Annotated in this window: 22 protein-coding genes, 2 other RNA genes, 1 pseudogene and 1 riboswitch; of the genes and pseudogenes, 19 read left to right on the top strand and 6 right to left on the bottom strand. The window is 33.4% G+C overall.

Features of this window, described 5'->3' with window-relative positions:
- The first annotated feature begins 73 nt into the window (after positions 1–73).
- The 5 genes from LK443_RS08430 (at position 74) to LK443_RS08410 (ending at position 3,570) form a co-directional block, all read left to right on the top strand.
- A complete protein-coding gene (locus LK443_RS08430) occupies positions 74–964 on the top strand; it encodes a VOC family protein (RefSeq protein WP_227931470.1) in 891 nt (296 codons plus the stop codon).
- Positions 961–1,320: a YitT family protein gene (locus LK443_RS09405; protein ID WP_265416419.1), complete on the top strand. Its 360-nt coding sequence runs from the start codon at positions 961–963 to the stop codon at positions 1,318–1,320. Before LK443_RS08430 ends, LK443_RS09405 begins: the two co-directional genes overlap by 4 nt.
- Complete coding sequence (locus LK443_RS09400) at positions 1,274–1,852, top strand: YitT family protein (protein WP_265416418.1); 579 nt, start codon at positions 1,274–1,276, stop codon at positions 1,850–1,852. The genes LK443_RS09405 and LK443_RS09400 overlap by 47 nt, the downstream gene beginning before the upstream one ends.
- 18 nt (positions 1,853–1,870) lie before the next feature.
- Positions 1,871–2,728 (top strand): YitT family protein, encoded by an 858-nt coding sequence (locus tag LK443_RS08415; RefSeq protein ID WP_227931469.1) that lies wholly within the window; start codon positions 1,871–1,873, stop codon positions 2,726–2,728.
- Positions 2,729–2,826: 98 nt separating this feature from the next.
- A complete protein-coding gene (locus tag LK443_RS08410) occupies positions 2,827–3,570 on the top strand; it encodes a MerR family transcriptional regulator (protein ID WP_227931468.1) in 744 nt (247 codons plus the stop codon).
- 37 nt (positions 3,571–3,607) lie between these two features.
- On the opposite strand, the gene LK443_RS08405 is transcribed toward LK443_RS08410, so the two are convergent.
- On the bottom strand, positions 3,608–4,540 hold the full coding sequence (locus LK443_RS08405; protein ID WP_227931467.1) for a diacylglycerol/lipid kinase family protein: 933 nt from the start codon (positions 4,538–4,540) through the stop codon (positions 3,608–3,610).
- A 100-nt stretch (positions 4,541–4,640) separates the two neighbouring features.
- Between LK443_RS08405 and LK443_RS08400 the strand changes: the two genes are divergently transcribed.
- Positions 4,641–5,747, top strand: coding sequence for a hypothetical protein (locus LK443_RS08400; RefSeq protein WP_227931466.1), 1,107 nt, complete (start codon positions 4,641–4,643; stop codon positions 5,745–5,747).
- A 220-nt stretch (positions 5,748–5,967) separates the two neighbouring features.
- Positions 5,968–8,565, top strand: a complete 2,598-nt coding sequence (clpB, locus tag LK443_RS08395; RefSeq protein WP_227931465.1) for an ATP-dependent chaperone ClpB — start codon at positions 5,968–5,970, stop codon at positions 8,563–8,565.
- 178 nt (positions 8,566–8,743) lie between these two features.
- Here the strand turns inward: clpB and LK443_RS08390 are convergent, their stop codons facing one another.
- The 3 genes from LK443_RS08390 to gpsB all read right to left on the bottom strand — a co-directional run bounded on the left by LK443_RS08390 (position 8,744) and on the right by gpsB (position 10,705).
- Complete coding sequence (locus LK443_RS08390; RefSeq protein ID WP_227931464.1) at positions 8,744–9,889, bottom strand: THUMP domain-containing class I SAM-dependent RNA methyltransferase; 1,146 nt, start codon at positions 9,887–9,889, stop codon at positions 8,744–8,746.
- A gap of 78 nt (positions 9,890–9,967) precedes the next feature.
- Positions 9,968–10,328: RNase P RNA component class B (rnpB, locus tag LK443_RS08385), an RNA gene on the bottom strand.
- Between the two features lie 11 nt (positions 10,329–10,339).
- A complete protein-coding gene (gpsB, locus tag LK443_RS08380; RefSeq protein WP_227931463.1) occupies positions 10,340–10,705 on the bottom strand; it encodes a cell division regulator GpsB in 366 nt (121 codons plus the stop codon).
- Positions 10,706–10,941: 236 nt separating this feature from the next.
- On the opposite strand from gpsB, the gene prmA reads away from it, so the two are divergent.
- The 4 genes and pseudogenes from prmA to dtd all read left to right on the top strand — a co-directional run bounded on the left by prmA (position 10,942) and on the right by dtd (position 15,456).
- Positions 10,942–11,886: a 50S ribosomal protein L11 methyltransferase gene (gene prmA, locus LK443_RS08375; protein ID WP_227931462.1), complete on the top strand. Its 945-nt coding sequence runs from the start codon at positions 10,942–10,944 to the stop codon at positions 11,884–11,886.
- Between the two features lie 10 nt (positions 11,887–11,896).
- On the top strand, positions 11,897–12,649 hold the full coding sequence (locus tag LK443_RS08370; protein ID WP_227931461.1) for a 16S rRNA (uracil(1498)-N(3))-methyltransferase: 753 nt from the start codon (positions 11,897–11,899) through the stop codon (positions 12,647–12,649).
- A 116-nt stretch (positions 12,650–12,765) separates the two neighbouring features.
- Positions 12,766–14,983 (top strand): annotated as a pseudogene (locus LK443_RS08365) (RelA/SpoT family protein).
- 26 nt (positions 14,984–15,009) lie between these two features.
- Positions 15,010–15,456 (top strand): D-aminoacyl-tRNA deacylase, encoded by a 447-nt coding sequence (gene dtd, locus LK443_RS08360; protein ID WP_227931460.1) that lies wholly within the window; start codon positions 15,010–15,012, stop codon positions 15,454–15,456.
- 268 nt (positions 15,457–15,724) lie between these two features.
- Here the strand turns inward: dtd and LK443_RS08355 are convergent, their stop codons facing one another.
- Positions 15,725–16,183, bottom strand: a complete 459-nt coding sequence (locus tag LK443_RS08355) for a universal stress protein (protein ID WP_006702749.1) — start codon at positions 16,181–16,183, stop codon at positions 15,725–15,727.
- Positions 16,184–16,298: 115 nt separating this feature from the next.
- A non-coding RNA gene (gene ssrS, locus LK443_RS08350) (6S RNA) lies at positions 16,299–16,489 on the bottom strand.
- Between the two features lie 143 nt (positions 16,490–16,632).
- Positions 16,633–16,722: riboswitch (TPP riboswitch) on the top strand.
- Between the two features lie 155 nt (positions 16,723–16,877).
- On the opposite strand from ssrS, the gene LK443_RS08345 reads away from it, so the two are divergent.
- Genes LK443_RS08345 through thiD form a run of 8 tightly spaced genes read left to right on the top strand, consistent with a single transcriptional unit; the run spans position 16,878 to position 22,914 of the window.
- Positions 16,878–17,435 (top strand): ECF transporter S component, encoded by a 558-nt coding sequence (locus LK443_RS08345; protein WP_227931459.1) that lies wholly within the window; start codon positions 16,878–16,880, stop codon positions 17,433–17,435.
- A 3-nt stretch (positions 17,436–17,438) separates the two neighbouring features.
- Entirely contained in the window at positions 17,439–18,794 is a 1,356-nt protein-coding gene (locus LK443_RS08340; RefSeq protein ID WP_227931458.1) for an ABC transporter ATP-binding protein, read from the top strand.
- Positions 18,778–19,431: an energy-coupling factor transporter transmembrane component T gene (locus LK443_RS08335; RefSeq protein WP_227931457.1), complete on the top strand. Its 654-nt coding sequence runs from the start codon at positions 18,778–18,780 to the stop codon at positions 19,429–19,431. The genes LK443_RS08340 and LK443_RS08335 overlap by 17 nt, the downstream gene beginning before the upstream one ends.
- A 4-nt stretch (positions 19,432–19,435) precedes the next feature.
- Entirely contained in the window at positions 19,436–20,104 is a 669-nt protein-coding gene (gene tenA, locus LK443_RS08330; protein ID WP_227931456.1) for a thiaminase II, read from the top strand.
- A 13-nt stretch (positions 20,105–20,117) separates the two neighbouring features.
- The gene (gene thiW, locus LK443_RS08325; protein ID WP_227931455.1) at positions 20,118–20,648 is read left to right on the top strand and encodes an energy coupling factor transporter S component ThiW; all 531 of its coding nucleotides are present in this window, start codon (positions 20,118–20,120) and stop codon (positions 20,646–20,648) included.
- Positions 20,633–21,460, top strand: coding sequence for a hydroxyethylthiazole kinase (locus LK443_RS08320; protein ID WP_227931454.1), 828 nt, complete (start codon positions 20,633–20,635; stop codon positions 21,458–21,460). The genes thiW and LK443_RS08320 overlap by 16 nt, the downstream gene beginning before the upstream one ends.
- Entirely contained in the window at positions 21,444–22,097 is a 654-nt protein-coding gene (gene thiE, locus LK443_RS08315) for a thiamine phosphate synthase (protein ID WP_227931453.1), read from the top strand. Before LK443_RS08320 ends, thiE begins: the two co-directional genes overlap by 17 nt.
- The gene (gene thiD, locus LK443_RS08310; protein ID WP_227931452.1) at positions 22,090–22,914 is read left to right on the top strand and encodes a bifunctional hydroxymethylpyrimidine kinase/phosphomethylpyrimidine kinase; all 825 of its coding nucleotides are present in this window, start codon (positions 22,090–22,092) and stop codon (positions 22,912–22,914) included. Before thiE ends, thiD begins: the two co-directional genes overlap by 8 nt.
- The last annotated feature ends 535 nt before the right edge of the window (positions 22,915–23,449 follow it).

Here is a 23,449-nt window from a genome sequence, read left to right as displayed (position 1 = left end):
TTGATGACTACAAATCTGATATGATGTTCGGATTATTTTATTTTAAAAATGGAACAATAAAGGATGAAGAGTAGTGAAAAATTTATTTGACTATGTAAAAAATTTATTGCCTTCTGGTTCAAAAAAAGAATGGGATATTGCCCAAGTAACGTTATTTGTAGAAAATATTCATAGTATGAAGAGATTTTATACGCAAGTTTTAGGAATGACCATTTTACAAGATTTTGAAACGGAAATTTTATTAGGATTACCTCAAGGAAGTATTCCAATGATTCGTCTAATAACAGCTGAAAATTCTGGCTCTCGTAAAACTAATTTAACGTATTATTTAGGATTTGAAATTCCTAAGAAACAGTTATTAGGAGATTTAAGCAATCATTTTTTACTAGAAGAGCAAATGATTATGGCAACTTGTGATGATGGTTATAGTGAAGGGTTTTATATTATGGATCCTGAGCAAAATCGTTTGAAATTTTACTGTGTAAAAAAAGATTTGTTACTAGAAGATGTGAATCATGAAATGCAATATTTAGAAGGAAATGAAGTGACGATTCCTATTCAAGAATTTCTTCAACTAGGGGATACTGGAATTCATGGATTACCTGCTAAAACACGTTTGAATCAAGTCCATTATATTGTGGAAGATATTCAAAAGACATCTGATTTTTTAACAAACACTTTTCAGTTTAAAACGACTTATGATTATGTTGCAGAACGAATTAATTTTCAATTTAATGATCATTATTATTCGATTGCGATTAATGAGTGGCAAGTAATTGATTCGAATCATACGATGTATGGTGTTAGAGAAATTATGTTCTTTGTCCCTGAAATTAAAGTGCTGGAGTCTATTGTAGATCGTTTAGAAGAAATGGAATGGCCTTATTTATATCAAGATTCTGAATTAAAAGTGTTAACACCGGATCATATTCGTTATCACTTTAAAGTGGGGGAACGTCTATGAGTTTATTGAATCCCGCTATGTATCGTAAATATCGTAAAGATCCAAAAGTTCGTCATCTAGTAAGCTTTTTAGCTATTTTAGTATCAGGATTTTTACAAGCATTTACGTTAAAAGTATTTATTCAACCTTCGAATCTCCTTTCAAGTGGATTTTTAGGGATTTCTATTTTAATTCATCAAATTGGGGAGTTAGTTGGATTGGATTTATCCATTTCATTAATGATGTTAGCTTTAAATATTCCTGTTGCTATTATTTGTTATCGAGGAATTAGTCCTAGATTTACATTTTTTTCAATTTTACAAGTTTTATGTGGAAGTTTTTTTCATTCGAGTATTAAACTTTGCTCCTATTTTTGATGATGTTTTATTAAATGTTATTTTTGGAGGAGTATTGAACGGGATTTATATTTCTATTGCGCTAAAAGGGAATGCTTCTACAGGTGGAACGGATTTTATCGCCTTATTCTTTTCTAATCGAAATGGTAAAACAATTTGGCAAGAAGTATTTTTCTTTAATACATTATTGTTATTAATATTCGGTGCTATTTTTGGTTGGAAATATGCAGGATATTCTATTTTATTCCAATATATTTCAACGAAAGTCATTAGCAATTTCCATCAACGCTATCATCGTGTAACTTTACAAATTACAACGCGTTATGGTGAAGAAGTCATGCAAGCTTATTTAAAAAATATTCGTCATGGTATTTCATGTGTAGAAGCGATTGGTGGATTTAGTCATGAAAAGATGTATTTATTACATACCGTGTTGTCTTCTTATGAATTGATTGATGCAATTTCTGTTTTAAAAGAAGCAGATCCTCGCGTTATCATTAATCAATTTGCAACGGAAAACTTCTATGGAAGATTCCATAGAGACCCAGAGTAAGAGAAAGGAGAAGTCTTTATGAAAAAATATATTAATCAAGAAACGATTACTTCAATACTAATGGTTACCATGGGTTCTTTTATTTTTTCTTTTACGATTAATGCAGTTGTGATTCCAAATCAGTTTGGGAGTGGTGGTGTAACAGGGATTACTTTGTTACTATATTATATATTTGGTATTAATCCGGGGACTTCTAACTTAGTCATTAATATTGCTTTACTATTAATAGGCTATCAATTTTTAGAGAGAAGAACGATGTTTTATACTATCTATGCGGTTATTTTGATGTCGGTATTTTTAGATATTACAAGAGGTTTGTATCAATTTGTTCCGCATAATTCATTATTAGCGGCTATTGGTGGTGGAGTTGTGGCTGGTGCAGCTTTAGGAGTTGTGATGCTAGGAAATGGTACTACTGCTGGTACGGATATTATTGCGATGATGATGAAGAAATATTTAGGATGGAATGTATCAGTTTCATTATTACTATTAGACATTTTTGTTGTCAGTCCACTATCGATTATTTCTGATTTAGAAAAGGTAGTTATTACGTTAATTTATTTATTTACAGCAAGTCGAATGATTAACCTTGTATTAGAAGGATTTAACTCTAAGAAATCCTTTATGATTATCTCTAAGAAATATGAAGAGATTGGTGCCCAAATTCAAGAAAAAATTGGTCGTGGTACAACGATTTTAGATGGTCATGGTTTTTATTCTCGTGAAGAAAGAAAAGTATTATTCGTAGCAGTTAACCGTCTTCAAGTGATGACATTACAAAGAATCATTCATGATGTAGATCCTGAAGCATTTACAATTATTACTGAAGTCACCCATGTTATTGGAGAAGGATTTACTTATCAAACAAAATCATAAATAGGATACACTTCCATTTTGGAGGTGTATTTTTTTATAAAAAGCTTGACTATGACCTAACGTCATACCGTATACTGTAATTGTTAGGAGGAATAAAGATGTATTTCATTAAACAAGTGAGTGAACTTAGTGGTGTATCGGTGCGCACTTTACATCATTATGACAATATAGGTTTACTTTCACCACAAAAAGACGAAAATGGTTATCGATATTATAGTGAAGAAGACTTATCTTATCTACAAACGATTCTTTATTATAAATATTTAGGATTTTCTCTAAAAGAAATTCAATCACTTTTGCAACAAAAGGAAGAGGACTTATTACCACACTTACAAAAACAATTAATGTTAATGCAAAATGAAAAGGAAAAACTTCTAACATTAATTGATACATTAGAAAAGACAATTCTGTCTACAGAAAGGAAAATTAGAATGTCATCAGAAGAAAAATTTAAAGGATTTAGTGTTTCAGATAATAAAAAATATAAAAATGAAGCCATAAAAAAATATGGTGAAGAAGTGATTAACGAAGTTGAAGAAAAGCAAAAAGGGAAGGAAGATATTGTAGCTGAAGGATTCAATCGAATTTTCTTTGCTTATGCAGAAAATATTCAAAAAGGAATTCCAGCAACAGATGAAGTAAACGTAACTCTTGCAAAAGAATTACATGAGCATATGTGTAAATACGCATTTGATTGTTCGATTGATGCATTTTCAAGTATTGGATTAGAGTATGCACATAATGCCGAGTTTCGAACTAATTTAGATAACTATGGAAAAGGTGTTGGACAATATGCCTGTGACGCAATCCAACAATATGTTGCACAAGTGAGAGGATATTAGAAAAAGAAAACTGGAGTCGTTATTGGCTCCAGTTTTTTTAGGTTAAATAGATTGGGTAGGTCATTAATTCAGCTTCTAAATCAACTGCTTCAAAAGAAGTGACTTCACCATCCGTTTGCATAAGAATAGGTTGTTGAATTTTGATACAAGCTTTAGTAGCGGTCTGCTTCATTAAGTGATTTGGAAATCGTTCAAAATGTTGTTTATTCCATAAAATAAATGGAAATGCTTTAAGAATGACTTTAGTAGTCACATCCCTTGCAACAACTACTTCAAAATGATGCGAATTTTGTTTTGCAGTGGGTACAAATTGAATACCACCACCAAAATAAGAGTGATTAAATAGTCCTACTAATAAATTTTTATCTGCAATTTGAACAGGTTCATCATCAACTTGTATGGAAGCTTGAAATTCTTGATGATTTTTAAAGGCATCTATGATAGGTGTTAAATAAGATAATTTGTTTAAGCCGAATCGTTTTTTTTGTGATTTTGCTTGTACAGTATTCAGCTGACAAATAGCAGCGTCAATTCCGAATCCTAGTGAATTTATGGCAATCCCTTTTTTATGACTCATTTTTTCATGATATGAAATGATTTCAAGATTTTTAATCGTTTCATTATATAGATGTTTAATAAATGTCGTAATATCATGTGTTAATATCATTTCTCTTGCAAAATCATTTCCTGTTCCTGCAGGTAAGTAAGCTACAGGAATTTTTTGATTGCATTGAATTAATGCAGAAATAGCTTCATTCAATGTACCATCTCCACCAATAATGATGATTTTATGTTCTGAAGTTAAGTTTTGAATGATACGTGGAATAATTTCAATCATTTCTCCGGCATATTGTGTTAAATAAGTTGAAAATGTAATGTTGTTTTTTAGGCAATAGTTGACTAAGCAGTCGAATTGTTTTTTTCCATTTCCGCCACCGGAATATGGATTTGCGATAATAATTAAATGCATAGCGTTCTCCTTTAATGTACAATGTATTATAACAAATCAAATTGATTTTTTAAATGGTGAAGTGTTAAAATTGTTTTAGAATAAGATTGAGGTGATATAGATGTCTAATAATTTTTTGGATGCAGTTTCTAATCCAACTTGGAAAACATTAACGAGTGAAATGAAAGTAGTTGTCATACAAAATGTTCTCAGACATTTTGTTGATCCGATATTAGAGGTTACGAAAATCACTCCTGTCAGTTATCAATTTGGAGGTATTAAAACTGATACATTTGAAATAGTCATTGATGGTGTAGAGTATGTCTTCGTACCAGGTCAAAAGAAATGTATTTTAGGATGGGACAGTGGTTTATCAGGGCTATCTGGTCTTGACTGCAGTGAAGAAAGACAAGAATTAAGATATGAGTTAAAAAGATACTACAATCAACAATTGACAAGTTCACTTTTAATGGAAAAAGGCTTTTTGAATCAAGATTGTTCTCATATTCACTTAACGACTGAATATATCGATGAAAAAATTAATGGTTCGACTTCACCTTTAAGAGAAGTTGATATTCCTGCTTTATTAGTTGAGAAAAAGCCAACGTTTATAGGCTTAAAATTTATTGGGCATTATAATGTCATTTCAGGACAATTATCAATAGCAGAAAATCAAACAGAGGAAATCATTCAAAATATTCAAGAATTATTACTGCCAGAAGGACAAGGAAATCATTTTTTAAGAGAGTATCCAACTGTAGGAAGAAAATCACCTTTGTTTATTCAACAAAATCAATGGAATCCTGATTTGTTTGATTGTTATATAGATGATGCTGTTTCATTTTCAGAATTAAAAAGAGATGTAGAGCGAAATGGATTTAGTTTATTACGGGAAGATGAGTGGGAATATTGTTGTGGTGCAAGTTGTCGTCGGTTGTTTAAATGGGGGAATCAGTTGAAACGTCAATTATTCCATAAAAATATTTCTCCTTTATGGAAAGAGAATATGTTCGGATTGACGATTGCAAATGCTGAATTTGGTCCGGAATTAATTGATGATGAGCGTTATACGAAAGGTGGATGGTTAGAAGAGACTCATAAGGCACCGATTATTAATTTATTGCCATTATCGTCTTATTATCGTGGTGAGGGTGTTGAGGATAAGGAGAAGGAGTTAATTCCTGGATATTATTGCGTAAGAAAAGTGTTGCGTATCGATTCGAATTGATATGGCATCGAAAAGACTATTCATAGTAGCAAAGGACGAAAGCAAACCTGACGGTTTCATTGGTTGATAAAGGCTTCTATGAACTGGTCTTTTATTTTTTTGTCAAAAAGTCAAAAAAAGTCAAAGAAAATGTTTGACCTTTATTGACTAAAGATGTATACTATAAACATCAAAGAGATTTGATAACAAGAAATGGAAGAAAAAGAATGGGGGAAGCAAGATGAATATTGAAAAAATGACAACAATGATGCAACAATCACTTGCTCAGGCACAAGAAATTGCGCAAAATAGAAAACATCAAGAAATCGATGTCTCACATTTGTGGAAAGTATTTTTAACGCCAAATCATTTTGTGAGAAATCTATATGAAGATGTCCATGTTCCAATTTCAGAATTAGAAAAATTTGTGGATGAAAAGATTGATCAATTACCAGTCGTAGAAGGAAGTCAAGTCCAATATGGTCAAGGCTTAAGTCAATCTTTATATCAATTACTAACAAAAGCTGATGAAATTCGACTACAATTTCAAGATGAATATTTAGCAACTGAAGTGATTGTATTAGCTTTAATGGAAACCAATCATCCAATTAAAGAATTTTTATTGAAACATCAAGTAACAAAACAAGTATTACAAGAAAGAATTGAAAAATTGAGAGGAGGAAGTCGTGTGACTAGTCAAAATCAAGAAAATCAATATGAAGCATTAAAACAATATGCACAAAATTTAAATGAAGCAGTAAAATCTGGAAAACAAGATCCAGTAATTGGACGTGATGAAGAAATTCGTGATGTCATTCGTATTTTATCTAGAAAAACAAAGAACAATCCTGTATTAATCGGGGAACCCGGGGTAGGTAAAACAGCAATCGTAGAAGGTCTTGCACAAAGAATTGTACGAAAAGACGTTCCTGAAAATTTAAAAGATAAAGTCATTTACTCATTAGATATGGGAGCGTTAATTGCAGGAGCAAAATTCCGTGGAGAATTTGAAGAACGATTAAAAGCAGTTTTAGCAGAAGTTACAAAATCAGAAGGACAAATCATTTTATTCATCGATGAAATTCATACGATTGTTGGAGCTGGTAAAACAGAAGGTTCAATGGATGCTGGTAACTTATTGAAACCAATGTTAGCTCGTGGTGAATTACACTGTATCGGGGCAACAACATTAGATGAATATCGTGAAAATATGGAAAAAGATAAAGCTTTAGAAAGACGTTTCCAAAAAGTATTAGTTCATGAACCAACGGTAGAAGATACTATTTCTATTTTACGTGGATTAAAAGAACGTTTTGAAATTCACCATAGTGTAAATATTCATGATAATGCTTTAGTAGCAGCAGCAACTTTATCAAATCGATATATTACAGACCGTTATTTACCAGATAAAGCCATTGATTTAGTCGATGAAGCATGTGCAACAATTCGTGTAGAAATGAATTCAATGCCAACTCAATTGGATACAGTGACTCGTCGTTTAATGCAATTAGAAATTGAAGAACAAGCATTAAAAATGGAAAAAGATGAAGCAAGTAAGAAGCGCTTATCGATTCTTCAAGAAGAATTAGGAACATTACGTGAAGAAGCCAATAACTTAAAAATGAAATGGGAAATCGAAAAAGAAGAAGTGAATAAAATTCGTGATAAACGTGAGGAAATTGATCGCTTAAAACATGAATTAGATGAAGCTGAAGCTGAATATAACTTAGAAAAAGCAGCTGAACTTCGCCATGGTCGTATTCCTAAATTAGAAAAAGAAATTCAAGAATTAGAAGCTCAAGCAAAACTTCATGCCCAAGAAGATAATCGATTAGTACAAGAAGCTGTAACGGATGAAGAAATTGCTCGTGTTGTAGGACGATTAACAGGTATTCCAGTGACTAAATTAGTAGAAGGAGAAAGAGAAAAACTTCTTCAATTAGAAGATACGTTACATGAACGTGTGATTGGACAAGATGAAGCGGTTCAAAAGGTAGCAGATGCAGTCTTACGTTCTCGTGCAGGATTACAAAATCCAAATCGTCCAATCGGTAGCTTCTTATTCCTAGGACCAACTGGGGTTGGTAAAACAGAATTAGCAAAAACATTAGCAGAAAACTTATTTGACAGCCAAGACCATATGGTCAGAATTGATATGAGTGAATATATGGAGAAATTCTCAGTGAGTCGTTTAGTCGGAGCACCTCCAGGATATGTTGGTTATGAAGAAGGTGGTCAATTAACAGAGGCTGTTCGTCGTAATCCATACACGATTGTATTATTAGATGAAATTGAAAAAGCACATCCAGATGTCTTCAATATTTTATTACAAGTATTAGATGATGGTCGCCTAACAGATTCAAAAGGTAGAGTTGTTGACTTTAAAAATACTGTCTTTATTATGACAAGTAATATCGGTTCTCAATTTTTATTAGAAATTCAAGGGGAGACAATTGATACAGAAACGAGACAAGCAGTGGATAGTGTCTTGAAGAGTACATTTAAGCCTGAATTTTTAAACCGTATTGATGAAACAATCTTCTTCACACCATTGTCAAAAACTCATATTCATGGCATTATTGGTAAGATGTTGAAAGATTTGAATCTTCGTTTACAAGAGCAAGAGATTCAATTAGTGTTCACGGATGAATTGAAAGATTGGATTTCTGAAAATGCTTATAATCCTGTTTATGGTGCTAGACCAATTGCTCGTTTTATTCAACGTGAAATTGAAACACCACTAGCAAAAGAATTAATTCGTTCAAGTATTTTACCAGGAAATACCGTACAATGTGATGTAGTAGCAGACCACGTTACGTTTCATGTAGTTGAAGAATAATATGGAAATTTAACAAATAAATACAAAAAGAAAACTTTTCAATGTAGTAGTACTATAAGCCACATGACTGTGGCTTATAGTACAGGGAAATTTGAGACCTAGGCTCAAATTTTAGCCATGAGATTTGCTTTGCGAAGCTCATGGCGTCCTTTCTACATAGAAAAGTTTTCTTTTTTATTTATTCAGACGCAGGTTTACGTTTACGTACACCCCAGAATTGGAAGTAGTCGGTACGAATTGCACCATTGTATAGTTTACGTTTTTTAGTGGCTTGTTTTCCATAATGCTCTTCAAAACTTAAATCACTTGTTAAAATATACTTACTCCACGTTTCTAATGGTTCATACGTTTGTCCCATTTGACGGTAAATATTTTGAGCTTGTTCTTCTGATAATAAACGATCACCATATGGTGGATTAGCGACTAACACACCATGTTCTTTCTTCGTACGGAAGTCTTTCAATTGCATTTGTTTAAATTCAATATGCTCACTAACACCGGCTTTAATCGCATTTTGTTTTGCAATCTCAATCATAGAACCATCAATATCAGCTCCAAGAATATCTAATGTTATATCAGTACGAATTTCTTTTCTTGCTTCTTGACGAACAGTCTCAAATGCTTTTGGATCAAAGAATGTCCATTTTTCAGCTGCAAATGAGCGATTTAATCCAGGAGCAATATTTAATCCAATTAAAGCAGCTTCGATTGGAATTGTACCAGAACCGCAACATGGGTCATAAAATGGTTTATCTGGGAACCAATTTGTTAACATAACAAGAGCAGCCGCCATATTTTCTTTTAATGGAGCGCCACCTTTTTCAGTACGGTAGCCACGTTTAAATAAACTTGTTCCACTAGTGTCAATAGTTAAAGTTACGACATCTTTTAGGATAGAAACTTCGATAGGATAGAGTGCTCCAGTTTCTGGTAAATGTGTTCTACGAGCGTAAGCTGCACTTAAACGATTCACAATTGCTTTTTTTACGATAGATTGGCAGTTTGGAACACTATGTAAAGTGGATTTAACTGATTTTCCTGATACGGGAAATTCTGCATCAACTGGTAAAATTTGTTCCCAAGGGAGTGCTTTTGTTTGTTCAAATAATGAATCAAATGTTTTAGCGGTAAATTGACCAAAAACAATTTTAATACGATCTGCAGTACGTAAATAAATATTTGTTTTTGCAATATCATAATCGCCTCCAGAAAAATAAGCTTTTCCATTTTCTACTTGGCACTCATAACCAAGAGTTCGTAATTCTTTTCCAACAAGTGCTTCTATGCCAGCTGCAGCAGTGGCGACTAATTTATAAGTTGTCATAATGATTTCCTTTCTATGAAAGTTTTTGTTTTTCAAAAAAAATACCGGGAGACCCCGGTAAATAACCTGAATGCAAACTTCTATAAGCCATGTTCTGTTCCATCAATTATCAGGTTCTAATTGATTTCAGTAATCATCTGTCTACACAAATGTGCCTCTTTTTTCGTTCATTTCCTAATAAAGAGTGCCCCTACCATATGTTTGGGTTGCTCGCTCGAGGGGTTTACCGCGTTCCACCATTTCTGTTTCCAGAAATGCTTCGTCACTGTGGCACTTTCAAGAATACTTTGGCATAGAAATCCTTAGCCATTTTTTCTGCCGTCAACAAGTTGTTGCCTTAGCTTATTGTTTCGCTAAGCACGAACACTACAGACATCTCAGTCTGTGCGAGCATGGACTTTCCTCAGTAGTAAAATTACTACCGCGATTACTCAAAGTTTACAAGAATTTTTAATCTTTGATTGGGGTAATAACACGAGTTTTATCTAAATCATCATCGTCTTCTTCTAATTTTTCATCAAAGACATGTTTTTCTAAATTTGCTAAACGTTTTAAAATATCAAAGTTTGTCACTCCAGCAGAAGGGATGCTTGCAGAACGAGTACCTTTTGGTACACTTGTTTGTTTGGATAATTCATCTACTTTATTTAATAAACGTTCATTTTCACTTTGTAAATAGCTAATTTCTTTTTGAAAAGCATCATAATCACGAATAATTTGATCTAAAAATGCGTCAACTTCTTCAATGTCAAAGCCTCTAAATGAGCGTTTAAATTGTTTGTTTAAAATATCTTTTGTTGATAAATGTCTTTCCATGGTTTCATTACTCCTTAATATCAATCATTCATTCTATAGTACAGTCAAGTATGCTTGCTACTCGATGCATAATTGTCTTTTGCAAGCAGTGAAAAATCTTTTGTTTTTCTATCTTCAATATCATACTAAAAAATCGGGAAAATTACAAATATGTTCCATTAAATTTTTAGGTAATTTTTATTTTCTTTGCTATAATGTCTTGTGAACAATGATATATGTAAAAGGAGAGTTAATAAATGGATTGGTTAGAAGTTACAGTAGTAACTCATACAGAAAGTGTAGAGGCAGTCAGTGAAATTTTTATGGAAATTGGAGCTAAAGGAGTTTCGATTGAAGATCCTCTCGATTATGATCAATTAAATCAAGAACAATTAGAATGGCTTTCAGTAGAAAGAAAGTCTTTATATGAAACAGATGAAGTATTTGTCAAAGCTTATTTCCAACCAAATCAATGGAATGACGAAATGACGGAAACAGTTACCAATAGAGTTCAGGAACTAAAATCTTTCGGATTAACTATTGGAAAAGGAATTGTTACTTTACAAACAATAGGAGAAGCAGATTGGGCAGAAGCTTGGAAAAAATATTATTTCCCAGTTCGTGTAACTAGATATTTAACAGTAGTACCAAGTTGGTTAGAGTATCAAAAACAGCAAGAAGATGAACGCTTCATTCGATTAGATCCAGGTTTAGCATTCGGAACAGGTACACATCCAACGACTCAATTATCGCTAGCAGCTTTAGAACAATATATTCGTGGTGGAGAGAGTGTATTAGATGTTGGAACAGGTTCAGGTGTATTAAGTATTGCTGCAAAATTATTAGGAGCAAGTACGGTTACAGCTTTTGATATTGATGAAATGGCAACAAGAGTTTCAAAAGAAAATATCTCATTAAATCCAGAAGTTGGAGAAATTGCTGTGTATGAAAATAATTTATTACAAGGAATTCATCAACCTTCTGATATCATCGTGGCAAATATTTTAGCAGAAATTTTATTAATGATGCCTACGGATGCTTATCATAATTTAAAAGAGAATGGTGTTTTAATTTTATCAGGAATTATTCAATCAAAAGCAGAGGAAGTACGTTCTGCTTATGAAAATGTAGGCTTTACTTTGAAACAACAATTAACAATGGGTGAATGGAATACATTTGTCATGACAAAAGCGAAAGACTAGGTGAAAAAGGATGCAACGTTATTTTATTAATCAAGTCATTCAATCAATTGGAGAAAAGATTTCCGTTCTAAAAGAGCAAGAGCATCATATGGTAAAAGTGATGCGTATGAATATTGAGGAACGTTGTGAAATTGTAGATGAACAAGAACAATTATATATTGCAAAAATGACACAACTATCCCCATTCGAGTTAACCATTGAAGAGCATAAAGAACAACAGGTGGAATTACCGATTGAAGTTACGATTTTTGTAGGACTTTCTAAAGGAGATAAATTAGAGACGATTGTTCAAAAAGCAACAGAACTAGGGGTTCATACAATTGTTCCCGTAGAAATGAAACGGAATATGGTCAAATGGACAAAAGATAAATCGCAAAAGAAAATTGAAAGATTACAAAAAATTGCTCAAGAAGCAGCAGAACAATCTCACCGACTACATGTTCCGAAAGTATTAGACTTGATGACATTAAAAGAAAGTGTCGACTTAGCGAAGCAATCGACAAAAGCATTAGTCGCTTTTGAAGAAGTTGCTAAACAAGGGGAAGCAGCAGTATTCGTTCAAACATTGACTTCATTAAAAAAAGGAGATTCAATTGCCTTTTATTTTGGTCCGGAAGGTGGATTTGATGTTCAAGAAATTGAGTACTTAAATAGCCAGGAAGTACATTCTTGTGCCTTAGGTCCAAGAATTTTAAGAGCTGAAACAGCACCCATGTATGCACTAGCTACATTATCTTATCATTTCGAGCTTTTAAAAGTTTAGAAATAGTTGACGGAAGGCAAAGAAAGAGATAGGATATGTATTAACTAAAGTTAAGAAAACAGTAACAAAAATCATTTTTATACGGTTACTGTAATGAATTAAGGGGAAAAACGTATATGTCAAAAAATAAAAATTATACGGCTGAAGATGTTGTTTCACTTTGTCGTGAATATATGAATGAAAAAAGTATTCAGTTCATAGAAAAAGCCATTGAATATGCAACTTATGCCCATAAAGATCAAGTAAGAAAATCTGGCGAAGCATATATTGTTCACCCAATTCAAGTAGCTGGAATTTTAGCAGAATTGCGATTAGATCCAGATACAATTGCAACAGGATTTTTGCATGATGTTGTAGAAGATACAGGATTTACCATCGATGACATTGATTATGTTTTTGGCAAAGATGTTGCATTTTTAGTAGATGGTGTTACAAAACTAGGGAAAATTAAATATAAATCTCATGAAGAACAACAAGCAGAAAATCATCGTAAAATGTTATTAGCAATGGCGAACGATTTAAGGGTTATTATGGTAAAACTAGCTGACCGTTTACATAATTTAAGAACCTTAAAATTCCATAAACCAGAAAAACAACGCATGATTGCCAATGAAACATTGGAGATTTATGCACCTTTAGCCCATCGACTAGGGATGAATAAAATTAAGTGGGAATTAGAAGATACTTCATTAAGATATTTAAACCCACAACAATATTATCGTATTGTTCAATTAATGGATTCAAAACGAGATGAACGTGAAGCATATATTCATGAAACCGTGGTAAATATTGAAGAAGCTACACAAGAATTAGAAATCGAAGCTGAAATTTATGGTAGACCAAAACACATTTATTCGATTTATCGTAAAATGAAAGATAAAAAGAAAGAGTTTAATGAAATCTATGATTTATTAGCGATTCGTGTTTTAGTCAATAGTATTCGTGATTGTTATGCAGTTGTAGGGGCAATTCATACGAAATGGAAACCAATGCCGCGTCGTTTTAAAGATTATATTGCAATGCCAAAGGCAAATATGTATCAATCGATTCATACAACTGTTATTGGACCAGAAGGTAAACCGGTAGAAATTCAAATTCGTACATTTGAAATGCATGCTGTTGCAGAATACGGGGTTGCAGCTCACTGGGCGTATAAAGAAGGAAATACTCAAAAAGTATCCAATGATCCACTTCAAAAACAATTAGATTGGTTTAAAGATTTAATTGAATTGCAAGATGATTCAAAAGATGCGAATGACTTTATGAATAGTGTGAAGGAAGATATTTTTGGAGATAAAGTGTATGTTTTTACTCCAAAAGGAGATGTTTCTGAATTACCATTAGGTTCTGGACCATTAGATTTTGCTTACAATATTCATACCGAAGTTGGAAATAAAACGGTCGGTGCAAAAGTTAATAATAAAATTGTACCATTAAATTATCAGTTAAAAACAGGAGACATTGTAGAAGTATTAACTTCTGCGAATTCATTTGGTCCTTCAAGAGACTGGATTAATTTAGTCTTTACGACTCGTGCAAAAAATAAAATTCGTCGATTCTTTAAATTACAAAATCGTGAAGAAAGTATTCTTCGTGGACGTGATTTATTAGAAAAACAAATTGTTGATTTAGAATTTTCTCCAAAAGAATTTTTAACGAAGACACAATTAAAAGAAATTTTGAGCCGATTTAATTTTGCGAATGAAGATGATTTATTTGCTGGAATTGGATTTGGAGAAGTTTCTGTTCAAACAGTTGCGAATCGATTAACGGATAAAGCACGTCGAGAAATTGAAAAACAAAAAATGCAAGAAGAAGCATTTGAACAAATGTCTGAGAAAATTCAACGGAAAGATACTCAAAAAATGAGTATTAAACATGAAAATGGTGTTATTATTGAAGGCGTTAATAATTTATTAATTCGTTTAAGTCGTTGTTGTAATCCGGTTCCTGGGGATGAAATAGTTGGATATATTACAAAGGGGCGTGGTATTTCTGTCCATCGTAAAGATTGTCCGAATGTTAAAGTTCAACAAGATCAACAAACTCGTTTAATTGATGTAGAATGGGAAGATACAGGAAATTCTAAGCAACAATATGATACGGAATTAGTCGTTGAAGGATACAATCGTAATGGTTTATTGAATGAGGGTATTAAATGTTATCAATAGTATTACGAAATCTTTAAATTCTGTGAATGGGAAAGTGAATTCTAATAAGATGGCTACGATTACGGTTAATATTGGGATTCATAATACGGAGCAATTAGAGTTTATTGTGAAGAAGATTAATCAAATTCCTGATGTTTATAGTGTTCGTCGTGTGATTTCATAATCGGATGCGAGAAAGAGGGAAGAGTTATGAGAGTTGTTTTACAGCGTGTTTCTCATGCGAGTGTTACAGTTGAGAAGAAAGTCATTGGAAAGATTCAACGTGGTTTTCTTTTATTAGTGGGTGTAACGCATGATGATGCAAAAGAAGATATGGAATATCTTGTTCGTAAGATTGTTCAGATGCGAATTTTTGAAGATGAAGAGGGTAAGTTGAATCGTAGTATTCAGGATATTGGCGGTGAGATTTTATCGGTTTCGCAGTTTACTTTATATGCGGATACGAGGAAGGGGAATCGTCCTTCGTTTTCAAAGGCGGCTCCTGGGGATGTTGCGCTTGAGATGTTTGAGCAGTTTAATGGTTTGTTAAGAGATACTGGGATTCCTGTTGAGACGGGTCAGTTTGGTGCGGATATGAAAGTAGAGTTACTAAATGACGGACCAGTGACAATCCAGTTGGATTCAAAAAACCGTTAATGGAGAGTAATAGAAAAAGAGAACAAAAAAGACTTACAATTGTAATAGCTTGGACGCCAGCAGCTTCGCGAAGCGAATCTCATGGCTAAAAATCGAGCCTAAGGTCTCGATTACGCGAGCTATTACGAGAAGTCTTTTTTGTTCTCTTTTTCTATACTTTTTAAGTGTCACTCATGTAAGTTGCGTTGAAAACTATATTGCATAAAAATTAAAACAGGGAAGTTCCTTGTTAATAGGAGAGTCTTTCCTGTTTTTTATTTTTATACTTTTATTGACGTTGGTTTTCTAGGTCGGTGCGAACTACTAAGACGTCGCAACTGGCGTTTCTGATGACATATTCTGATACAGAACCGATAAATAGTCGTTCGACTGCGTTTAGTCCTGTAGCACCCATCATAATTAAATCAATTTGATAATCTTTTGGAATATTTTTAGAAATATAAACTTTTGGTGAACCATATTCTAAAACAAAATCGATATCATTAAAATCATGTTCTTGGGCATACTGACGATATTCTTGGAATAAATTTTCTGTTTGTCTTTGAATTTCTTCATTAAAATTTCCTTCGAAACCAGTAGGAGTTTGAAGGACTCGTGTATCAATAATATGAGCAATTAAAACTTGAGCACGATTTCTTTTAGCGACCTCAATTGCTTTTTCAAAAGCTAATCTAGCTTCATTAGATCCATCTACCGGAACTAAAATTTTTGAATATTCATGGAACATAACAATCACTCCTTCATCTTTATATCTTTATTATACCACTCTGAAATAGTTTTTAAAGGGGTTTCATAAAGAAAAAACCACTCGAAAGAGTGGTCCAAAGTAAAAACTTTATTGATAGATTTCCGGTGATGCCGTTTGATGTATTTGATAGTTTTGAACCCGCATTCTAAGCAGGTGGGCTTCTATGAGTTACTTCTTAACTTCCAAGTGCAATGGCTTGTTATCCATAACAACAACCTGAATCCCTAAATAGTCATTAATTGTTCGGTCAACACATAGTAAATACCGCGCACATCTCAGATTTCTATGTCACTATAGTAGCACTCATTAGGAAAAAAATCAACCCTAAATTTGATAGCGTTTACTTACGTCTGAAGCGTAAATGTTTTTTAAGCAGATAAGTTGAAATTGATTTCAAATATGATATGATAAAAGAAAATTTAATAAAACCAAAACATTTGGGGTGCCAATTGGCTGAGATTATACCCATTGAACCTGATCTGGATAGTACCAGCGAAGGAAAATGTGGAATGTTACAATAGTAATGTTTTCTAATGATTTGTTTGCTCGATATAAAAGATAGTGTTTTTAGGCTGTTTTGATGTCGGAAGTCAAAGATTTAGTTTCCATTGCTTATGTTCATTATGTTAGTGAATGAGCCTCCTTTTGTTTTGAAAACGAAGGGAGTTTTTTTATGGAAAAATGGAGTTTGAAGGATGTCATTTTAATGGCATTATTAGCGTTTCTTTTTGGGGGCGTATTTATGGGAGCAGGATTTTTGTATGTCGCATTGGAAGTGGCATTAACGCCTGGAGGGTATCAACCTTTTGCGAATGAAATTTTATTTGGATTATGGACGATGGCTGCTCCAATGATTGGGGTACTGTTGAAGAAAAAGGGAAGTTCGACTCTTGGAGAAATGTTAGCTGCTTTAGCTGAAATGTTAATGGGTTCTCATTTTGGAGTTGGTGTCTTAGTTTCTGGATTTGTACAAGGTTTAGGAACAGAAGTTGGATTTTTTGCAACGGGTTATAAGCGATATGATACTTTTTCACTTACATTAGGTGCGATTGGTACAGTTGTCTTTAGCTTTCTTTATGAGTATTTTAAATTAGGATATGGCGCTTATTCTTTAGGATTTTTAGTGGCATTAATTGTTGTTCGTTTTATTTCTGTTTTTGTTTTTGGTGTAGTATTTGTAAAAATTGTAATGAACTTATTAGAAAAAGTAAAAGCTACAAGAGGAAATTAATCAATGAATGGAATCACTTTAGAAGGTGTCAGTGTTTGGCAAGGGAAAACTAACATTCTTCATCAACTTCATTGCCAAATAGAAATGGGCGAATTCATTTTATTAACAGGAGATACGGGGAGTGGAAAATCAACTCTGTTTCAATTTTTATCAGGCATTAAACCGATGGTTTTTGAAGGTCAATGTTCCTTGTTAGGAAAAGATATTTCTTCCATGACACCTGTTCAAAGAGCAACAATTGCCGGAACTGTATTCCAAAAAGCTTATCGTCAATTTACGATGAAAAATTTACGGAGCGAATTAACGTTTACTCTTGAAAACTTAGGGTATGATTTTGAAGAAATTCAAGATCGAATTCATCACGTTACGATGGATACAGTAACCCAACATTTATTAGATCGACCTTTTGTTCAATTATCTGGAGGGGAGCAACAACGTTCTACGATTGCAGTTTTATTAGCAATGGATGTACCAATTTTATTATTAGATGAGCCATTTGCTAGTGTTGACGAGAATAGTAGACGTTCCTTAATGAAATTATTATTTGAGCTTTCTAAAAAAGGAAAATTAGTTATTGTCAGTGATCATGATACAAATGGTTACAGCGAATATGTTAGTCGTGTATTACATATTCATGAAGGGAGTTTGCAGACGGTTCCGATTAGTACCTTGTCGAATCATTCAATGATTCCATTAGAACAAGTCGGAGCTTCTACAGAGAAGTTTTTTACCTTTCAAAATGTTATAAAAGAAGGTTTATGGTCGATTCCACAGTTTTCTTTAGAAAAAGGGATTACGACGTTAACGGGAGATAATGGTGTTGGAAAATCAACTTTACTCAGAGCGATGGTTCAATTGTCCAAAGTAAAGGGTAATTTTTTGTATGAAGGGCAAAAAATCACAAAGAGAAATCGTTCCAAATGGTTAACGCTGACTGTTCAAGAAGCGATGCATCAATTTGTTACTTTAATGCCAAAGGATGAATTAAATTTTGGAATGAAGAGATTTGTTCATACTCAAGAATGGCAAGAACGAATACTCACAGAAACTCCATTAGGTTCAAAATTGGATACAAGTTTGATGTATTTAAGTGGTGGAGAACAAAAGCTGATTCAGCTAATCTGTATGCTAAGTTTGGAGATTCCATTTTTATTATTGGATGAACCTTTTACTGGCTTAGATAAAAAAAGTTGCCAATTGATGGGAGAATGGATGAAGTGGAATCAACAAACACATGAACAACAATTATTAGTCGTTTCTCATCGATTAGCCCCTCTAGAAGGTGTGAGTCAGCATCATATTCAAATTACTGAACAGACATTGAAAAAAGGGGGAATTCAAGATGGAAAAACAGTCTAAAAGTTTAGCGTTTTCTCTTTTTCTAATTATAGTGACGATTGAATTATCGTTTGTTCCTTCGAATGTCTTAAATATTTTTGTATTAGTGGTTGGATTCTTGTATCTTCTTTGGAAAAAGCAGTGGGGCGTTATTGGTGCGACCATCATTGTTCCATTATTTCCAGCGATTGGGAGTTATTGGTCAATCCGTGTTCAAGGAATTCATCTAGAGTTAGCTTCAGTGATGTTTACAAGAACATTTGCATTTGCTTTATTAGGATTTCTATTAGCCTTTAGTGTGGATTTGGAAGAATTATTATTAGTCTTGGAGCAAAAAGGTCTTCCTCCTCATTTTGTCTATGGTTTATTAGTGATTATTCATGCTTTTCCATATATTCGAAGAGAAGTTGTGCAAATGAAGGAAGCGAGTCAATTAAGAGGCCGTCCTTTATATTTTTGGTCAAGCTTGTATTATATTAAGGTCATTTTTACAGCTTATCACTTACAAGAGCAATATGAACAAGCGATGATTAGCCATGGATTTGATGAAAAAGGAAAACGAATACCATCGATTATTTGGAAAAATGATGGTAAAGCTTTGAGATGGATGATTTTATTATTTGTAGTAGGAAATAGTATTGGATGGTTATGGAGGTAGGAAAATGACATTTACAGAAAAAGCCATGGAAGTTTCTAAACGTTATTGGCAAGGAAGTTTTGAGCATCCATTTGTAACTGGTTTACAAGATGGGACATTAGGTGATTCGATATTTCGTTATTATTTATTACAAGATCGTTATTATTTAGAACATTTTAGTAAATTATATCAAATCATTTCTGATGCATCTGATGATGCAGAAGTCAAAGAATTGATGAGACGCAATTCTGAACATTTAGCACAAGGAGAACAATTAATTCGAGAAGAATTTTTTAAAGAATTGGGAATCGATGAAGAAGAAATCAAAAATACACCGATTGCTCCAACTGCTTATCATTATGTATCGCATTTGTATCGACAATTAACAGAAAAAAATGTTGTTGTAGCTTGTGCAGGAATGTTACCTTGTCCGTGGTTATATCAAGCCATTGGGGAACAATTAATGAAACAAGGTTCCCCTCATGAAATGTATCAACGATGGATTATGACGTATGCGGGTGAAGATAGTAAAGAAGCCGTTCAATATGAATGTGGTATTATCGAACGATTGTATGAAGAAGCAACAGAACAAACAAAAAAAGAAATGATAGAGGCATTTTATCGTAGTTGCCAATTTGAGTACCTATTTTGGGAAATGGCATATACACACGAAATGTGGAAATTAGAAGGCTAGGAAGGTTAGAAAAATGAATAGAAATAAAAAATTGATGTTTTTAGCAATGATGGTAGCGTTAGATGTGGTGTTATCCCCATTAATGCGTATTGAAGGAATGGCACCAATGTCTAGTACGATTAATGTCATTGCAGCAATGTTAATGGGACCAGTATACGGAGTAGCTATGGCATTTTTAACAGCGATTCTACGTATGACTTTATTAGCAATTCCACCTTTAGCATTAACAGGTGCAGTATTTGGAGCGTTATTAGCTGGGATTGGAGCAAGAATGACTAAGAAAATCTATGGAGCGATGATTGGTGAATTTATTGGAACAGGATTAATTGGTTCTTTATTATCTTATCCTGTAATGGTTTGGTTTACTGGAACAACAACTGGTTTATTCTGGTTTGTTTATACACCACGTTTTTGTGGGGGAGCGATGATTGGTTCAACGATTGCTTGGTTAGTTTGGGCAAAATTAAAAAACGTATCAACTATCCAACGTATTCAAAAATTATTTGCGCCAACTAAGGAATGTCCATTATGCGAAAAGTTTTAGAAAAAGTATTTCCTTTACAACGTCCTCTGATTCATTGCATCACGAATGGGATTACAAAGGAATTAGTGGCAAATGTATTATTATATGTAGGGGCAAAACCAATTATGGCAGAAGATGAACGAGAAATTGAATCGGTTATTCAAGTTTCATCCGCCGTATTGCTAAATATAGGACATTTAACAGAACAAAAAGAAGCTTGCATTATAAAAGCCGCAAAACTTGCGAATACTTATCAAAAACAAATTGTCGTAGATGCTGTTGGAATAGTAGGGCTATCCAATCGTCTTACTTTAGTACAAAGTTTATTAGACATTGGTGTTACCGTTGTAAAGGGAAATATTTCAGAAATGAGACGATTAGCTGGACTAAAAAGTAGTGCCAAAGGTGTCGATAGTGCTAAGGAAGACCAAAGTTTGATGGAATTAAAAGAATTGGCTTACGCATTAAGAAAGTTAGCTCAAACTTACCCTCAAACAGTTTTTCTAGCAACAGGTGAACAAGACTTAGTCGTTACTGATTCAAACTGTTTTTGCCTAAAAAATGGAGTGAATTCTTTAGAATTATTCACCGGTACAGGAGATGTAGTGGGAGCTTTAATTACAGGTGGTTTAGGAAGTGGAATTAAACCACTAGAAGCGACGATTGGAGCGATTACTTATTTTAATGTATGTGGAGAAAAAGCGAGCGGGGTACTCCAGAAAGGAATGGAAAGTTTTCGTATCGAAACTTGTAATCAATTATCCAAACTATACGAAGAAAATTGGCAAGAAATGTTAAAAATGGAGGATTGGACAAATGAAGAACTTAGATAAAACATTATCCCTTTATTTAGTAACGGCTCGTTATGATTGGAAAGAGGAAGACTTCTTGAAAAAAGTAGAAGAAGCTTGTAGGTCTGGTGTGACTCTTGTGCAATTAAGAGAAAAAGAATGTACTACAAGAGAATATTTTGAATTAGCAAAAAAAGTTAAGACTATAACAGACAAGTATCACATTCCTCTTATGATTGATGATCGAGTGGATGTTTGTTTAGCAGTGGATGCTAGTGGAGTGCATATTGGAGCAGATGAACTGCCTGTTGAAGTGGTACGAAAACTCATTGGTAAAGACAAAATTCTAGGAGTTACAGCTAAAACAGTTGAACGCGCATTAGAAGCAGAACAACATGGAGCGGATTATTTAGGAGTAGGAGCTATTTATCCAACTACGACAAAGGTGATTACTCAACCAACATCTATTGCTACTCTTCGGGAAATTGCCACAACAGTATCGATTCCAATCGTAGCCATTGGTGGTATTAAAGAAGACAATATGGAACCTTTAAAAGGGACAGGGATTGCAGGTGTTGCTATTGTCAGTGAGATTATGAAAGCTAAAGATATCAAAGAAAAATGTTACTGTCTAAGAAAAAAAGTAACGGAAATTTTAGGAGGGGAAGCAAATGAGTAATGAAACCATTCAAGTAGTGACTATTGCTGGATCAGATTCAGGAGGCGGAGCAGGAGCTCAAGCGGATTTAAAAACATTTCAAGCTCGAGAAGTTTTTGGAATGAGTATTTTTGTAGCTTTAACAGCGCAAAATACTTTAGGAGTACAAGCAGTTCATGAAGTACCTAGTGCATTCATTGATGCACAATTTCAATCATTAGCAAGTGATTTTCATATTCGTGCAGCAAAAACAGGAATGTTAGCAGATAGCCGAGTCGTTCGTACTGTAGTAGAAAATTATAAAAAAGTAAATTTTGGTCCATTAATTGTGGATCCTGTAATGATTGCTAAAGGCGGACATCCATTATTACAACCAGAAGCGATTGAAACGATTAAAAAAGAATTATTACCAATTGCCACAGTATGTACACCAAATTTACCAGAAGCGGAAGAATTAATTGGCAAGAAAATCTTAACAGAAAAAGATATGATGCAAGCAGCTGATGTATTACAAAATCTTGGCGTAAAAACTGTCATTATTAAAGGCGGACATGGAGCACTAGATATTGTAAAAGACTTCATCTTATTAGAAGACGGAACAGCATTTTGGACAGAAGCTAAACGAATTCAAACAGCTTCTACCCATGGAACAGGAGACACATTCTCCGCTTGTATTACTGCTGAATTAGCAAAAGGACAACCTTTGAAAGAGAGCATTATTACAGCTCGTAAATTTATACAAGGAGCGATTGCTCAACCAATCTATGTAGGAAATGGACACGGCCCAACAAACCACTGGGCGAAGCTAGATGAGAGTGTTCGAGTAATTGAAGCGTAAGAAAAATAGGAATATGACTTTTCGATGTAGGAGAGGATGACAGTGTGTTTTGTCATGAATCTTACTGTTGGAGAGTTGTATTCCTTTTTTAGTGAGTTGGCTATAATTTGTAGCCAATCGAAAATGAAATCACATAAAAACAGGTGACATACTAGACTTACAATATAAATTGTAAAGGAGATAAGTATTATGGTACACAATAAAAAATGGTTTTACGGATTTATTCTACTCTTTTTAGGGAACACGTTTTTGTTAAGGTCAACAGAGTTTCTTATAATAGTTTCAATTATAATGATATTATTAGGTCATTTATTCATTATATTGATTGGAAAAGAACAGTTTGGTCTGAAAAAATCATTAAAAGTAATATTGTGATTGCGTTAGTTTTTACGATATATCATTTTGTTTTCAATCAAATGTAATTAGGTCTGCCCCATAATATTCTCATTGCAATGATTGTGTATGTTTCGTTTTGGTATTTAAGTAGGGAAAAATAATAACAAGATAGCTAAAAATCGCAGTTTGTTTAACGAAT

Source organism: Granulicatella elegans, assembly GCF_020735385.1.
Lineage (GTDB): Bacteria > Bacillota > Bacilli > Lactobacillales > Aerococcaceae > Granulicatella > Granulicatella elegans_B.
The sequence above is the reverse complement of the archived record's forward strand: the minus strand, read 5'-3'. Positions and strand labels throughout refer to the sequence as shown.